Source organism: Desulfobulbus alkaliphilus, assembly GCF_016918545.1.
GTDB lineage: Bacteria > Desulfobacterota > Desulfobulbia > Desulfobulbales > Desulfobulbaceae > Desulfobulbus > Desulfobulbus alkaliphilus.
This window is the reverse complement of the sequence record NZ_JAFFQC010000002.1, coordinates 68,317-83,574: the sequence shown is the minus strand read 5'-3', so window position 1 is coordinate 83,574 and position 15,258 is coordinate 68,317. Positions and strand designations below refer to the sequence as shown.

Below are 15,258 nucleotides of genomic sequence, written 5' to 3'. Positions count from 1 at the left end.
GAATTTTTGGAACCGTTTTACCAGCACTCGATTCAAGGTGAAACCCCATCAACCACCAATCGACCGCTGGTGAACGGTTCCCTGCTTTCCGCGCTCGAGCAGCGCCGTTATCAACCGACCAAAATCAACCGGCAGCCGAACTGTCTGGCCCGCCTTATTCCTGAACAGCAGATAACCCTGCCGGAGTCCGAACAGCAAAAGATCCCTCGTGAAGGCGACATCGGTCCGGCAGTACTCGGTGAGTTTATCCAGTCGTCCTTCCCGAAACCAGCGCAGTGCCAGCAGGCCATCGCCTTCTTTTCGTTTTTGCAGCGTATGTTCCGCCAACCTGTCCAGGCTGAGACGGTAGCCGAGTTGATTGGTAATCGCCTCGAGGATATCAAAGGCGGGCAGGGCGGCGAGATCCCGGTCGGTATATGTGGAAAGGACCTTGTTGTCAAAACGTTTATTGTTGAATCCCACCACCAGATCCAGGGCAAAGAGCCGTTCGATAAAACCGTGGATGTTTTTTTCCGTATAGGCCGTGAAGTGCTGCCTGTCGTTTTCATACAGTACGGCAACACTGATGCGCATTAAATGTGCCCGGTGCCATCCGCCGACTTCTTGAGCTGATTTCTGCGTTTCCACATCAAAAACGCCAAATCGTTGCGGCAGGAGAAAGTGTGCGGGCGCTTGCTTTTCCGGGGTCCGTGCAAGAATGTTCACCTTGGGCCGAATTTCCGGCCAGTCCAGACGCTGTTCTGGAGACGAGATAAGCTGTTCAAGGATGTATCGGGCCGCCTCTTTGTCAATGGGCCGGTTGCCGGAGCCGCATTTAGGCGAATGAATACAGGAGGGGCACCCGAGCTGACAGGGGCAGGCGGCGATCGCTTCGCCAGTTTGGGTGAGCAACTGGTCGATGGTGGCGAACGCCTGTTCGGTCAACCCCATGCCCCCGGCATAGCCGTCGTAGACAAAGATTGCCGCCCCGCCGGTCTGGTGGTGCCAGGGATGAGCAATACCTCCCAGATCGTTGCGGTCACAGAGGACAAGCAGAGGCATCAAACCGATGAGGGCATGTTCAATGGCGTGAATGCCACCCATGAAATGCAGCTGTTTCGATGCCACCTGGTCACGGATCCAGTCGGGAATCTCGATCCAGAATCCGTTGGTTGTAAAGATCCGTGGCGGCATGTCCAGGGGGGTCCGGCTGATCACCCGTTGACCGCGGGTGGCGACTGTCTGGTAGCCGGTGATCTGCTCCGTGACCCGGAGATCACCGTAGTGAACCTGACTGGCCCCATGCCGGGTGGTATGGAGTACTTGCAGGATTTCAGTCGTCTTTTCGCTCAACACCCTGGTGAAATAGGGAGGATTGACCGCTGAGACCAGAACCTCGCGGCTGTCGAAATCCAGCTTGTCGACATGATAGGTTCGGGCCATGTGCAGATAGATGGCACCGGGGTGGCATTCCCTGATCGCCCGAGAGCCGTCGATATTGCCAAGCAGAATTCTCTGTGGCTGCGCTAGAATGGAATAGGTGTCCCCGCCACCGCGCAGGCTGATTTGGCGCTGTGGATACCTGCGGGCCGCAAACCAGGTGTCGCCGCCGGCGGACTGCAACAATTGGCCTTTGGAGGCCAGTTCCGAAAGCAGGCTTGTCTGCTCCACGGATTGTACCAGCGGGTCATTGATGGTCAGAGGGTGTTCCGCCGCGGCACAAACCAAATGTGGTCCAGCGATGTGCGGATTGGCCGGGTTCATGGTCACCGGTTCCGCGGTGCGATTGAAAAAATCCTCTGGATGCCGCATAAAATACTGATCCAGGGCGTCTTCGTGGCCGATGAGTACCACCAGGGATTCCCGCTGCTGTCGGCCTACCCGGCCTGCCCGTTGCCAGGTGGCCATGATCGATCCCGGGTAGCCGACCAGCAGGCAGATATCCAGATTGCCGATATCGATGCCCAGTTCCAGGGCAGAGGTTGAGATTACCCCCAGCAGTTCACCGCTGGCCAACCGTTTTTCAATCCCACGTCGCTCCTCAGGGAGGAATCCGGACCTGTACGAGGCAATGCGCCCTTTGAGTTTCTTCAGGCGTTGATCAGTCCAGATAGTGATCAGTTCGGTCATTTTGCGTGACTGACAATACACAATAGTTCGCAGGCCGCGGTGGACCGCGGCTTCAAGCAATTGAGTGGCGCTGGCGGCTGCGGAGTCGATGGGGTTGAGGAGGAGAACATTGCGCGCTGCGGTCCCGGCTCCGGAGCTATGGATTGTTGTCACCGGGACATTGAGCAGTCGTCGGGCATGATCACCGGGGTTGCCGATGGTGGCAGAGGCGAGAATAAAGGTCGGCCGGGCCCCGTACAGTGAGCAGATCCTCTGCAACCGTCGCATCACCCAGGCCACATGGGAGCCGAAAACACCCCGATAGGTATGGACCTCGTCGATGATGACATAGCGCAGGCCGCGGAAAACATGTTGCCAGCGATCATGGTTGGGCAGCAGTGACAGGTGGAGCATGTCGGGATTGGTGATGAGCACCGGCGGCGGCTGGGTGCGAATCTTTGTCCGCCGGTACGCAGAGGTGTCACCGTCATACAGGGCAGCGGGTTCTCTGTTCCGCCGGAAAGTGTCTGGCAAGAGTGCCCACAGTTTTTCGATGGTTTTCAGCTGATCCTGGGCCAGCGCTTTCAGCGGAAAAAGAAACAGGGCGTGGGCGGTCTCATCCTCGCCAATGGCCTCAAAGACCGGTAGGATATAGATGAGGCTCTTGCCCGAGGCTGTCGGGGTAGCAACAACGACATGCTTTCCGGCGCGAATATGGCTCAGGGCCTCGTGCTGATGGCGGTACAGGTCGGCAAAGCCGGCAGAATGGAGGAGTTGTCGCAGTGCCGGTGCGAGTAAATCCGGGGGACGGGTGGTGGCGGTGGTGGCCGCATAGGTTCGTTGCGCCGCTACCTGGGGGCCGAATTTTCCTGAAGTATTGAGAGCAGCGATATATTCCGCCACTGTGCCGTATTCGAAGGCCATAGCGTTTCAGCCGAATAATAGATTTGTCATTTTGGGTGAACATCTTTATTATTGCCCGACAAACAGGAAGATCAACACGGCTCCAATCGTGCTGTGCACGAGGGGAGGGCATGCTCTCGCGGGCACTGTTCCTGTTGACCAATATACCACATACCTGGAACCGTGAGGGTTCGCCCGCCCGCCATCTTCATTGTCTGTGACCGTCCGATACTGTCTCCTTTAATCGAACGGTCACAGACAATAAAACTGACGTGCGAACGGACGCCCCGAAGGGCGGCTGGTGAGGGTATTATCAAGGATTCTGGTGCAATTGCAATCTGATTGCAGCAAGATATAAAAAGCAAGATCCAGCCGTCACGGATTCAGGACATATTCCGCGGGACGGGGATAGACCTGTGGTTGTGGATAAAGCGAGAGTCCCAAGAGGTCACAGGAACAGTTCAGTACAAATGAGAACAACAGCAAAGGCTGGCAATGAAAACAATAGCAACCCTTGGACCGGAGCAGTCTCAATCATGGCAGGCTGCCATCCACTACGACAACACGGCTGCCATTCAAACCTACCCCCATGTCGGCGCTTTGCTTACGGCCTTTGACGCCCATGAGGCTGACTATGCCGTCCTGCCAGTGTACAACACCCGTGAGGGGGAAAAGAAACAATATTTCCGTTTCTTCGATCAAATCAAAACCGGTTTCTGGGTAGACAATGTCATTCTTCGCTCCAATCTGTCCCTCGGGGTGTTTGCCGAGGGTGACAGGATCGGGGATCTCGGTCTGCTGATTGGGCGAAGGGAAGTGTTTCATCAATCTGAAGAGTTCATCGAAGACCGCCTTCCTGGGATCTCCGAGATGAGCGTTCGGGATATCGCTGCGGCCATTGCCGAGATTCGGGCTTTGAACAGGGCACGGGGAACCGCGGTGATCGATGCCGCCGAAACCCTGACCAGTCATGGTCTGCACATTATCGAGCGTGAGGTGGCACCTCATAACCGAACCCGCTACGCCGTTCTTGGCCATCGCTTGGCCACGGTCACCGGATACGATGCCACTGCTTTGATAACCGAACCCCTGGATGACCGGGTTGGCATTCTGGTGGACATTCTCAGTGAGTTTTCCCGCCGGGGGATCAATATCGTCGATATGCGCACGGAAAACGATATCAAGACCCAGAAGCTGCGGATATACCTCGAGGCTGAAGGGCATATCCGCAACGACAACATGGCCAGCGCCATCGAGCATATCGAAGCCAGAGTAATCCAGCAACGCGGGGCCATCCGTCTGCTGGGCAGCTTCCCCCGGGTTGATATGCGGACCAAGTACATTAAATCCTTCGGCTTCATTGGCACCGGTTCCATGAGCACCTGGTTTGCTCGGCGACTGGAAAGCGAGGGTTATGAGGTTCTGCTGAGTGGCCGCACCACCACATTGCGACCGGAGGAAATGATCGCCCGGGTGGATGTGGTGGTGATCTGCGTGCCGATCTCGGTAACCTCAGCGACCATCCGTCAATACGGTCCCCTGGTCGCTGGTGGTAAAGCCCTGGTTCTCCTGGCTGGTGAATCGGAAGAGACCATCAAAACCGCTCTGGCGGTCACGGACAATGATGTCGAGGTCATGCTGGTACATAACCTCTGGGGGCCCCAGGCGGCCACCATGAAGGACAAAAATGCCATCGTGGTCCGCACCTCCAGAAGCGGCATGTTCTGCAGCGAATTTGAAGCATTTCTCTATAAGCATGGTGCTGATATCTTTCACGATACTCCGTCGCAGCACGATCTGCTCATGGGTATTGGCCAGAAACTGCCCACCATGATTTCGGTGGCTCTGGCCATGACCCTGAACGACAATGGTATTACCAGCGATGACATCGCCAGTCACTGCACGCTGACCTCTCTTTATCCCATCCTTGCCATGGCACGGGTTCATTCCCAGAACCCCCGGACCTATGCCGAGATCATGTCCACCGCCGGTGACAGCCGCAAGATCGTCACCGATTTCGCCAGGAACCTGGACAGGGTGATCCGCATGGCCGACGAAGCCTCGATTTCCGGTCTTTGCCTTCTCATGGATCAGAACGCTGAACATCTCAGTGAACATTTTCTGCGAGCCCGTATGGATCAGGCCAAGGCCGTCGATGAAGTGCTGGGGCGGATGATTTGACGCGTGAAGATTCGAGTGCGGTTGACCAGGGTCCGGTGAATGGTTATTTTTAGACCATGAACAACAAACGACGAAACCGTTATGTCCTGTTGCTGCTTTTCGCTGCCTGGTGTGTTTTCATGTTTGTCCGCCCGACGCCACCCACCGGTGTAGGCTGAGCTATTCCATTTCAGCTGCCGGTCGGCGGCCTTTCCTGTCCTTTGCCACAACCGGCAGACACAACTTTACCATAATCAAAGGAGTTCGGATCATGCTGTCAACCGTTCTGCAATATATCGAAGAAAAACACGCCTGCCCGCATTGCGAACAGACACTTACCCTCTGTCATGCTCCACCAGTTCATGTCGGTGACGGACTGGGCTGGGGCTCGGAATACCTGTTTATCTGCCTGAACGACGAATGCTCGCTCTTCGTCAACGGATGGGATCATATTTCCAATCAGTACGGCCATGTCGGTTCGTATCGCCACATGCAGATGCCTAATTCCAAAGAAAATTATAATATGATGGTGGTGGGCAAGGAGGCCTTTACCGGCAGTGTGGTCGATCTTGAAGCCCTTAAACGTCGCAATGTTGATTATCAGCGGCGACAGGAGGCCATCGAGGCCCTGGATCACTGTGTCGAGCGTGGTCAACTGGAACCGGTGTTGGCGGTGTTGCTTGATGAAGGCGTCCGGATCGAAGACCGAAAAAAGGCGGCTCACCTGTTGGTTCCGTTGAACGATATTGCCTGTATCGAACCAATTCGTAACTATAACTTCCGCGATGGGCATCTTGAGCAGGAAGTCAATCTGGCCATCAAAGCTGTGCTGGCTGCTCATTTTCTCAAGGAGTGCCCGTATTGCGCTGAACTGATCAAGGCTCGTGCCAATGTCTGTAAGCACTGTCAGCGGCAGCTCAACGCATGATCCCGTCACCGATTGCAAACGAAGCTTGTACCTGTGTTGGTGGACCGCGCTTGTGTATCTTTGCCATCGGACGCGGCCACCCTGCTATCCCACTGATGTCTGAATCGCTCTAAAGGTTCAGCAACGGCAAGGGAAAGGCTGTATGCCCTGGTAAAGGGGAGCGACTAACCTACTTTCCCCTTGCCAAACAAGCAGCTTAAGGGTATACAAGCCCTCGTAAAAAACATGGTGAACGTAGCTCAGCTGGTGGTAGCACCGGGTTGTGGCCTCGGAGGTCGTGGGTTCAAGTCCCATCGTTCACCCCAGGTTTATAAGGGGACAGCGTTCCTTTCTTCCTTCCTGCATCAATAAAGTGCATTGTCGCAGGAGGGGAGAAAGGGACGTTGTCCTTTTTTTTTCTGTTATTTCCTGATAAAAGTCCCTTCCTCAAGCTCCCGAAAAGCCTGGTCCAATTCGTCTTGCGTGTTCATGACAATCGGCCCTCCCCAGGCAATTGGTTCATCGAGGCGAGGCGCGGACAGCAGGATAAACCGCAGAGGTGCATCAGCGGTTGTTACCTGGAACCGGCCACCCTGGTTATAAAGGAGAGCAGTTTTCGGGCCGTGGATAGCTTGCATATCAGGATCGAAGTATCCGGACCCACTGAAAATATAGGTGTATAAGGTATGGTCCGGTACCGTTTCCAGAGCCCATGTTCCCTGAGGAGGAACTATGACATCCATGAAGTTTGGCTGCACATAGCGGCCCGTAAAAGCGCCGGTTGTTCCCCGGTATTCGCCTGCCACCAGCCTGATTTCACATCCCTGATCCTGGATACAGGGGATGTTTTTGGCCAGAATATCTCCATATGCCGGTGCCACCATTTTGTCTTTTGCCGCAAGGTTGAGCCAGATCTGTACACCCAGCATGCGCCCTGGTGGCTGCGGCATTTCCTGATGAATGATTCCGCTTCCCGCGGTCATCCATTGGCAGTCCCCGTCAAAAATATTGCCTTTGTTGCCCAGGCTGTCCCCATGTTCCACATTTCCTTCAAGGAGATAGGTGATGGTCTCGATGCCTCGATGAGGGTGCCAGGGAAATCCTTTGATATAGTCCTCGGGTCGATCATTGTCAAAGGCGTCCATCATCAGAAACGGATCAAAGTCCAGGGTGTGTCGCCTACTGAAAACACGGACCAGCTTAACTCCCGCGCCATCACGGGTCTCTTTGCCGACCACGACCTGTTTGACTGAGCGATATGTTTTCATTTCATTGTCACGCGGATTGTTCAGCTGCCTCGATTGCCCGTTTGAAGCGCTCGGTCGAGAGGCGAAGTTGACAGCCTGGACAACAGGCACCGGGTTTTTTAAACCAACTGACTGGGTTGGTGATTTTGATGCCGCACTTGGGACAGGTTACGGTAATCATCTTGTCTTGCATTATGGTCCTCCTGAAAGGAAAAAAGAATGGGACAGCTTGAAAGCCCCTCTGTTCATATCGTTTGAGTGGATGGCAGGTCGCTGAAAATCAAAAAAGTGCCGAATGTCAAGGAAACGCAGCAGAATTTTCTGCGATATCGTTTACCTGAATCCGTGAACGTTCGTCCGTGCGTCAGCTTCGCTGTTCGTGGCCGTTCGATGAAAGGAGAATTTATCGGACGGGTACGACAATGAAGATGTTGTGCGGACGAACGTCGCGAAGGGCGGCTGGTGAAAGGTTTTGTCAAGGGGGCCGCTGCAAATATACGATGAGTACAGCAAGATATATTCAAAACAAGCGTCCAGCCGTCACGGATTCAGGGTTTGCTTCTCCCGCCCTTGTGAAGGGGCAGCGTATGCTTCTTCCTGCGGAGGATTGACCATTTGGTATGGATAGATATCCTCTATTCGTTCATGAATTTGCATGTAGCGTTTGACGGTGCCGAGTAACCGTTCCGTATTCAGATCATCAACGCTGGATACCCCGGGCGAGCTGCGATATGTCCGGAGAAATTCGAGCAAGCTGGCCAGGACACCGACCGCAACCATATACAATGTGGCGTTGGTGCCGATGACATCCTTATGGAAGACCTGGCACCAGCAGCCGACTCGATAGTCTCTGTACTTCAGCCACACCCCGATTGTGTCAGAGCCCTGCAGGGGGGTGTCTATGTTGTTAAGCAGGGTAAGCTCCAATTCTTGCACAGTACCCCTGGCTGCGTAGATGGAGCGCAATCTCTCCAATGACAGCGGATGGACGGCATATACGAATTGGCCGGGAATGCCAAAGTATTGAGACAGGGAAATAATCTCATCGTGGGGGACAATCATTCCCAATGGGTATTCGTCGAGAGAGAGGATAGGACGCAGGAACTGCTCCATGGAGATAGGGTGCACTATGGCAGGAACATCAAGTTCCTGGTATTTTCCACCTTCACCACAGTACCCCGAGTAATCGATAACGGATTCAGCTAAAAATTGTCGTTTCGACCAGGTGATGAAAGGTGTGCCGGGATCAACCGCGGGAAAGGCGGAGTCATATTCGAATTCAACATAACTCTCGGGAACTCCATAGCGTTTGATGACATCGAGAACCATATGGTTGATAATGCCGGGATTCATACCTGTACTGAGCATATGTGCCCCGTTTGTATATGCTCTGCCAAACTTTTTCAGAGTTGGCAGATACCCGGTCATCGTGGTTGCTTCGGCATTCAGGGAGCAGTTGATGTAGTGTACCCCATGGAGATCGGCCGTGTGGAGGATGGGTTGCGTAATCTGGTCGGTGAGGTCCAGGACAATTACATGGGCATCACGTTCCACTGCCTGCGCGAGGAGCCCCGACAGGGAAGTATTGACATCGGCTTCAATGAACCGATAGTTCAGCCTGGCGTGCGGAACGTGCGGACAGCGAGTTACGGAGTCTGTTTTATCCACCAGATACAGGGTGGAAAGTGCAGCGCGGGAACTGGGCAGGAGTTGCAGAAATGCTTGGGCAACACCGCCTGATGCGCCAAGGACAATGAGGCTGGGACGGGGTGTAGTCATACCGTACTTCCTGTGTACCCAATCACGGGGGTATGTAATTATCTGGTTTAGCTGCTTTTTTTAATGTTTGCATGCTGACGGGGTGCCAGATTTTTTTTTCTTTCGGAGCCTACAACGAGCCTGGTGGCTTTATCCTCAAGGGTAACGTGGCCTGCTACTGGAACAGATAAGCCTGCCTGTATTGAACTAGCTGTAATTATTATCATATAGAGTAATTTGTGTCAAAGATAATAAGAGATGTTTATACCCATTTTTTCCAGTGTATTGTCACTTCACCGCAGAAGCTGCTGCAATCGCCGTTTCAGACGAAGGCGTTGCAGGTACGTCAAGGGGGGGCGAGTCACTGGGATTTTGTCCAGTCGAACTGCCTCGGGTTGGCAGAGCAGGTCGGCCAGATGAACCGTTGGCATGGTTTTGCCAAGAAACCCGCAGCAACCGGCGCAATAGGTCACCAGCCGGCGGCCTCCGCTCTCCTTCCTCCGCAATTTGACCCAACGTTCGGCAAAGGCCGGGCGTACAGTGCTGACCATGCCTCCCTCGCCGCAGCAAAGCGTTCTTGGGCCCTGGTGTTTCATTTCTACTTGTTCCAGGCCAAAGGCGGAGAGCAGCTTCCGGACCGCCTGCTGGATTCCCTCAGAGTTGCGCATGGCGCAGGGATCGTGCACACTGATTGCTCCCCAGGCTGAGGGGAAGGGTACGGTGCCCGGTTCCACCGCGAAATACTCGTAGATTGTCTGTACGGACAATCCTTCTCCGTACTGATGAAAAATTGTATAGCAGTTCGGGCAGGCGACAAGCACACGTCGGACACCCTGACCCTGCAGCGTGTGCCGCAGCTCACCGAAGACCGCTTCAAAATGATCCTGTCTGCCGAGGTCATGGGAGGGTTTGCTGCAGCAATTGAGAACTACGCCAAGAGCGGGAATAATTGAGCGGAGCTTCTCGTAGAGGTGGAGAGTGGTCGCCATGCGACTGCCCGGCAGATTGCAGCCCGGAAAAAAGACCGTATCACAATCGGCAGGGAGTCCTTGATAGGCAAAAAGTCTTGATCGACCGCGGTGTTCATAGCCGAGAATGGTACGGTAGACCGAAGGATCAAAATGTCCGGCGGCAACAAAGATGCGTCGCAGGGTAAGAAAAAGTCGGCTGGGTTCGAGTTTTTCCGGACAGACCGCGGTACACAACCCACAGAGGCTGCATTCGTAAGCCATCGCCAGGAAGGAGACCTGGGTGAAATCATGGTTTCTGGTGATAGCCGAGGGAGTGCCGTAGTGTTTGAGAAAGGCGCAGGATTTGACACAGGCACCGCATTCGCTGCACTGAGTGCTGATCGCTGTCAATTGGCTGGAAAGATCCAGCGGAAAGGACTTCAGTCCGGTCATCGACTGTTCCGTTTCTATTTTTTTATCCTAGAGCGCATGGACCACCTTCAGGGGCGGTTTCGGCCATGTTAAAGATGACGCACGGACGAACACTCACGGATCCAGGTGAGTGCGACAAGGATGGGTTTATTGCCCTTCTTTTTTCGGGCGCCCCGGTCCTCGCAATACAAGAGGATAGTCGAATTTGCTGGAGAGTTCTTCGGCAAGCCATGCATGACCAATAAGCTGGCCCCGCTGAGTTGCTGTCCGGATGAGTTGCAGTTCTGTTTCAGGTGTGGCTTCCTGAAGCCATACGGTATATTTTTGTGCCCGCTGGGCAGCAGATTTCCCCAGGCTCAGGTAAAAGGAATCGAGGTCCAGCCATGGCTGTTTGCTGCAGCGGACCTTGGCCCGGCAACTGGACCAGAGATAGTCTGCTGGATCGTCAACAATTCCGGTCCGTACCGGATTCAGTTCCACATAGCGGCAGCAGGTCTGCAGATAGGGATCGGTCTGCACCGGACTGGACTTGTATCGTCCTTCCCACAAGGAGCCGCTCCGTTTCTGTATTGCATTGATATACCTGGTTTGCCTGCCCGCCAGCCGCTTCATGAGCAAGCCAAGGTGCTCGGGTGTATCACCAGGATCAATCACCAGATGGACATGGTTGGCCATCAGGCAATACGCGTACACCTTGCATCCCAGTTGGGTTTTCCAGGTCGCGAGAGTGTCCAGATAATAGAGGTAGTCGTCGTTGCCGGAAAAAACATTTTGCCGGTTGTGGCCCCGCTGGATGATATGGTGCGGATAGTTGGCAAGGATGAAACGGGCTTGTCGTGGCATGACTCCTCATTATCACAGAGGAGAAATTGCTTCAAGAATAATATAAATCTGTCCCCTTTGGAGTGATGGCTTTGTTGCAGAAAAACTGGGTGACATGATCTCCCTTTTCGGCAAGCGCAAGGCAGGTTTGTTGAAGCACTGTTGTCGACGCAGTGAGCTCATTTGCCTTGAAAAATAAGGGTATCTATCCTCTCTTAAACATGGCGACCGCCTGCCACTGACAGGTCCGGCTTGAAAAAACGCAGCCGCAAGGCATTGCTGACCACGGAAACCGAACTCATGGCCATGGCTCCGCCGGCGATCATCGGGCTGAGGGTCGGTCCGCCAAAGGCATAAAGCAGGCCGGCGGCGACCGGAATACCCATCACGTTGTAGGCAAATGCCCAGAACAGGTTTTGCTTGATGTTGCGGACCACGGCCCGACTCAGGTTCAGCGCCGTAACCAGGCCGGCAAGGTTTCCGCTCATGAGAACCATGTCTCCGGATTCAATGGCCACATCGATGCCCGTGCCCATGGCCACACCCAGGTCTGCCTGGGCCAGAGCAGGGGCGTCATTGATGCCGTCGCCGACCATGGCCACTTTGAGGCCCTGTTGCTGCAGACGCTTGACCTCTTCGGCTTTGTTTTCGGGCAGCACTTCGGCCCGCAGGTTTTCGATACCGGCCTGGGCCGCCACAGCTTGGGCTGTTTGCGCATTATCGCCGGTCAGCATGACCACCTGCAGGCCCCGGCCCTTTAAGGCGCCAACCACGTCCTCAGCCTCGGGCTTGATGCGGTCGGCAATGCCCAGTACAGCCGCGGGCCGGCCGTCCACAGCCATAAATAGGGCGGTTTTGCCGGCACTGGAGAGTTCCGCGGCTTTGGACTGCACCTGCTCCGAAGCTGATTCCGTTGCTGTGTGGTGGAGAAGAAAACGCTGGTTGCCCAGAAGCAGGTCGCGTCCATCCACCCTGGCCTTGATCCCTTGGCCAGGAAAATACTCGAAATCATCAACCGACAGTTCTTCCAGACCCTGTTCCCGGGCCGAGGCGACCACTGCCTTGGCCAGGGGATGCTCCGAGCGGGATTCGGCGGCGGCGGCCAGGCGCAACAGTTCGTTTGCGCTTAAGGAGTGGTCGGCGAGCGGGATGATATCGGTGATTGCCGGGCGCCCCTGGGTCAGGGTGCCGGTTTTGTCCAGGACCACAGCCTGTATTCCGCAAGCGGTTTCGAGTACCTCGCCACCTTTGATGAGTACACCGAGCTGCGCGCCGCGTCCTGTCCCGACCATGATCGCCGTTGGCGTAGCCAGGCCCATGGCGCAGGGACAGGCAATGACCAGAACAGCGATGAAGATGCGCAGGGCGAAGGTGAAGGGTTCCTGGCCGATGAAGTACCAGAATAAGCCGGAAAAAATGGCCACAACAATGACCGCGGGAACGAAATACAGGCTGAGGCGATCCACCAGGCTGGCGATGGGGGCCTTGGAACCCTGGGCCTCCTGAACAAGCCGGATGATTCTGGCCAGGACCGTATCCCGACCGATACGTTCGGCCACCATGTGGATCGATCCATGCGCATTGAGGGTGCCGCTGATCAGGGCATCACCCTGTTTTTTATCCACCGGCAGGCTTTCGCCGGTGAGCATGGATTCATCCACGCTGGTCTGGCCTTGCTCAAGCCGTCCGTCAACGGGAATACGTTCACCGGGTCTGACCAGGAGTACATCACCCGGACGGATCTGTTCCAGGGCAATGCTTTCCTGGTGGCCGTCACGGATACGGGTGGCAGTCCTCGGAGCGAGTTCCATCAGTTGGCGGATGGCATCCGAGGTGCGTGCCTTGGACCGGGTCTCTAGAAATCTGCCGAGTATGACCATGGTGATGATCACGGCGGCGGATTCAAAGTACAGGTCCATGGCCTTAGCCATGGGGTCGCGTCCCAGCGCTATTTCCACCAGATTCCAGGTGCTGTAGACAAAAGCCGCGCCCGTGCCGACGGCTATCAGTGAATCCATGTTAGGGACGCGATTCCAGAGATTGGGAAAACCCCGCGCGTAGAATTCCCGACCGGCCCAGAGGACCGGCAGGGTGAGCAGGAATTGAAGCAGGGCAAAATTGAACGGCGCATGATGCGGGCTGAGCAGGGCAGGCATGGGCAGGCCGACCATCTCGCCCATGGAAACGATGAACAGAGGGACGGCAAAAGCCGCGGCCAGCAGCAGTTTGGTTCGCATGGCCACCAGTCGGGCCAGCATCTCCCGACGCTGGACCTCCGTAGCCGATTCCTGGCTTTGCTGGAATTCGAAGGTGTCGTACCCTGCGTCGCGGATAGCCTGGACAATGGCATCCTGCTGGACGTGTTCCGGGGAAAACCGGACCCGGGCGGTTTCAGATGCGAGATTCACCGAGGCCTGGAGGACACCATCCAGGGCTGTCAGCGCATTTTCAACCCGCCTGACGCAGGCGGCGCAGGTCATGCCCTTGACCGCCAGTTCTATCTCGTCCGGTCTGGTTGTTTGGCGCACCGAGTAACCAGCCTGTTGTATGGCCTGAAACAGCTGTTCCGGTTCGATGACCTTCGGATCCCATTCCACTGACACAGTTTCCGTGGCCAGGTTGACGGCAACCTTGCGGACGCCCTCGAGGGCATTCAGGGCGTTTTCCACCCGTCTGACACAGGTGGCGCAGGTCATGCCCTGGATCGCATATTCAGCCTTGTGAAAGGTATGCTCTCCGGATACTGGCGAAGCGTTGTTCATGATCATCTTCCTTGTGGTATTAAAAAACGGGCAATTGAAAAATAAGGATGCTTTTATCCTCTTGTTTTTCAATCATTTTTCATGGAATGGGCAGTTTGCACTCGTACAAGGCCGCCATTGAACCGCTGCCCATGGCCATTTCATGTAAAGGAGAAACGAAATCCCCTATTTTCAAGAATCCACACTTTTCGTAGAAGCCGGAAGCCTGAGTAAGGTTGGTTTCAACGATCACCCGTTCGACTCCGTGTTCCATGCAGTCATCAATAAACAGGGACAACAGGTGCCTTCCCTGTTCTTGCCTCTGTAGACCCTGCTCAATCACCAGGAGATTAATTTCGCTGGCACCACGGCGCTCCACCTTGCTCCGGTTCTGTTCATGGCGTTTGAGTATACCAATGAAGGCGGATTTCCTGCGCAGGCTCATCGACCGCACCCAAAACAATCGCTTCAAAAAGATCAGTTCGAAGAGCACCAGTTGCATCGCCCCTGCAGCAAGGGGCCTGCGCTCATTGCGACCGAACAGAAATCCTGCAACCCCCTTGTTGCTCTCGATCACCCTGGCGAAGTTGCTGCCCATGATCGAGCCATGGGTATAGGCGTATTGAGCGACATCGCAGAAAGACTGGGGGCTGAAGTGCTGGGAAAACTGCCAGGTTTGCCCCACCAGGGCTGCACAGGCCTGGTAATCCTTCTTTTGGTAGTCTCTGATCACCGTGGCCATGCAGGAGGGCGGTTCAATGAGCATTCTGTTTCAATTGTCTGGATCAGTGAGTGTTCTTCCGTGCGTCAGCTTCGTTGTTCGTGGCCGTTCGATTAAAGTACACTGTATCGGACGGGTACGGGCAATGAAGATGGCGTGCGGACGGATACCCCGAAAGGCGGCAGGTGAAAGCTATTTTCAAGGGTTTAGCTGCAATTATAATATTATTACAGTGAGATATTTCAAAAACAAGCGTCCAGCCGTCACGGATTCATAAAAGCCACGGTATCGGCTGGGTACGAGCAATGAAGTTGACGTGCGGACGGGCGCACTTAAGGGAGGCGAGTGCAGGCGTCTTGTGAAAAGTATTCCCCAAGTATTCTCCGGGAACAGTACGATAATACCCAAACAACAGCCCAGCCGTCACCGATTCAGGAATTAGTTTTTCTCCTACCGCCAATGAAATCAAGCAGAGGCCTCATTCCATTTTTTGAAAATATCTGCTATGCATACCATTAAGCATTGTTCT

General features: G+C 54.8%; 10 protein-coding genes and 1 tRNA gene. 3 read left to right on the top strand and 8 right to left on the bottom strand.

From position 1 onward, the window contains the following. Positions 1–48: 48 nt before the first annotated feature. Positions 49–3,012, bottom strand: a complete 2,964-nt coding sequence (locus JWG43_RS01420; RefSeq protein ID WP_205241026.1) for a DEAD/DEAH box helicase — start codon at positions 3,010–3,012, stop codon at positions 49–51. Positions 3,013–3,486: 474 nt separating this feature from the next. Between JWG43_RS01420 and JWG43_RS01415 the strand changes: the two genes are divergently transcribed. The 3 genes from JWG43_RS01415 to JWG43_RS01405 all read left to right on the top strand — a co-directional run bounded on the left by JWG43_RS01415 (position 3,487) and on the right by JWG43_RS01405 (position 6,384). Beyond that, complete coding sequence (locus JWG43_RS01415) at positions 3,487–5,172, top strand: prephenate dehydratase domain-containing protein (protein ID WP_205241025.1); 1,686 nt, start codon at positions 3,487–3,489, stop codon at positions 5,170–5,172. 250 nt (positions 5,173–5,422) lie between these two features. Beyond that, a complete protein-coding gene (locus JWG43_RS01410) occupies positions 5,423–6,079 on the top strand; it encodes a zinc ribbon domain-containing protein (RefSeq protein WP_205241024.1) in 657 nt (218 codons plus the stop codon). 228 nt (positions 6,080–6,307) lie between these two features. Beyond that, a tRNA-His gene (locus JWG43_RS01405) sits at positions 6,308–6,384 on the top strand. 96 nt (positions 6,385–6,480) lie between these two features. Here JWG43_RS01405 and JWG43_RS01400 read toward each other — a convergent pair. From JWG43_RS01400 to JWG43_RS01370, 7 genes are all read right to left on the bottom strand, one after another. Further along, positions 6,481–7,326 (bottom strand): pirin family protein, encoded by an 846-nt coding sequence (locus JWG43_RS01400; RefSeq protein WP_205241023.1) that lies wholly within the window; start codon positions 7,324–7,326, stop codon positions 6,481–6,483. A gap of 7 nt (positions 7,327–7,333) precedes the next feature. Further along, a complete protein-coding gene (locus tag JWG43_RS01395) occupies positions 7,334–7,498 on the bottom strand; it encodes a hypothetical protein (RefSeq protein ID WP_205241022.1) in 165 nt (54 codons plus the stop codon). Between the two features lie 347 nt (positions 7,499–7,845). Next, positions 7,846–9,084 carry a zinc-binding metallopeptidase family protein gene (locus JWG43_RS01390; protein WP_205241021.1) on the bottom strand — a complete coding sequence of 413 codons (1,239 nt, stop codon included), beginning with the start codon at positions 9,082–9,084 and terminating at the stop codon, positions 7,846–7,848. A gap of 272 nt (positions 9,085–9,356) precedes the next feature. Next, positions 9,357–10,466 carry a (Fe-S)-binding protein gene (locus JWG43_RS01385; protein ID WP_205241020.1) on the bottom strand — a complete coding sequence of 370 codons (1,110 nt, stop codon included), beginning with the start codon at positions 10,464–10,466 and terminating at the stop codon, positions 9,357–9,359. A gap of 126 nt (positions 10,467–10,592) precedes the next feature. Next, on the bottom strand, positions 10,593–11,288 hold the full coding sequence (locus JWG43_RS01380) for a transposase (RefSeq protein WP_205241019.1): 696 nt from the start codon (positions 11,286–11,288) through the stop codon (positions 10,593–10,595). A gap of 194 nt (positions 11,289–11,482) precedes the next feature. Beyond that, the gene (locus JWG43_RS01375; protein ID WP_205241018.1) at positions 11,483–14,029 is read right to left on the bottom strand and encodes a heavy metal translocating P-type ATPase; all 2,547 of its coding nucleotides are present in this window, start codon (positions 14,027–14,029) and stop codon (positions 11,483–11,485) included. Positions 14,030–14,108: 79 nt separating this feature from the next. Then, positions 14,109–14,774, bottom strand: a complete 666-nt coding sequence (locus JWG43_RS01370) for a GNAT family N-acetyltransferase (protein WP_205241017.1) — start codon at positions 14,772–14,774, stop codon at positions 14,109–14,111. Positions 14,775–15,258 lie beyond the last annotated feature (484 nt).

Coding starts and splice junctions, on each gene's coding strand:
- JWG43_RS01420 (WP_205241026.1), bottom strand. CDS start 3,012: ATGGCCTTCGAATACGGCACAGTGGCGGAATATATCGCTGCTCTCAAT.
- JWG43_RS01415 (WP_205241025.1), top strand. CDS start 3,487: ATGAAAACAATAGCAACCCTTGGACCGGAGCAGTCTCAATCATGGCAG.
- JWG43_RS01410 (WP_205241024.1), top strand. CDS start 5,423: ATGCTGTCAACCGTTCTGCAATATATCGAAGAAAAACACGCCTGCCCG.
- JWG43_RS01400 (WP_205241023.1), bottom strand. CDS start 7,326: ATGAAAACATATCGCTCAGTCAAACAGGTCGTGGTCGGCAAAGAGACC.
- JWG43_RS01395 (WP_205241022.1), bottom strand. CDS start 7,498: ATGCAAGACAAGATGATTACCGTAACCTGTCCCAAGTGCGGCATCAAA.
- JWG43_RS01390 (WP_205241021.1), bottom strand. CDS start 9,084: ATGACTACACCCCGTCCCAGCCTCATTGTCCTTGGCGCATCAGGCGGT.
- JWG43_RS01385 (WP_205241020.1), bottom strand. CDS start 10,466: ATGACCGGACTGAAGTCCTTTCCGCTGGATCTTTCCAGCCAATTGACA.
- JWG43_RS01380 (WP_205241019.1), bottom strand. CDS start 11,288: ATGCCACGACAAGCCCGTTTCATCCTTGCCAACTATCCGCACCATATC.
- JWG43_RS01375 (WP_205241018.1), bottom strand. CDS start 14,029: ATGAACAACGCTTCGCCAGTATCCGGAGAGCATACCTTTCACAAGGCT.
- JWG43_RS01370 (WP_205241017.1), bottom strand. CDS start 14,774: ATGCTCATTGAACCGCCCTCCTGCATGGCCACGGTGATCAGAGACTAC.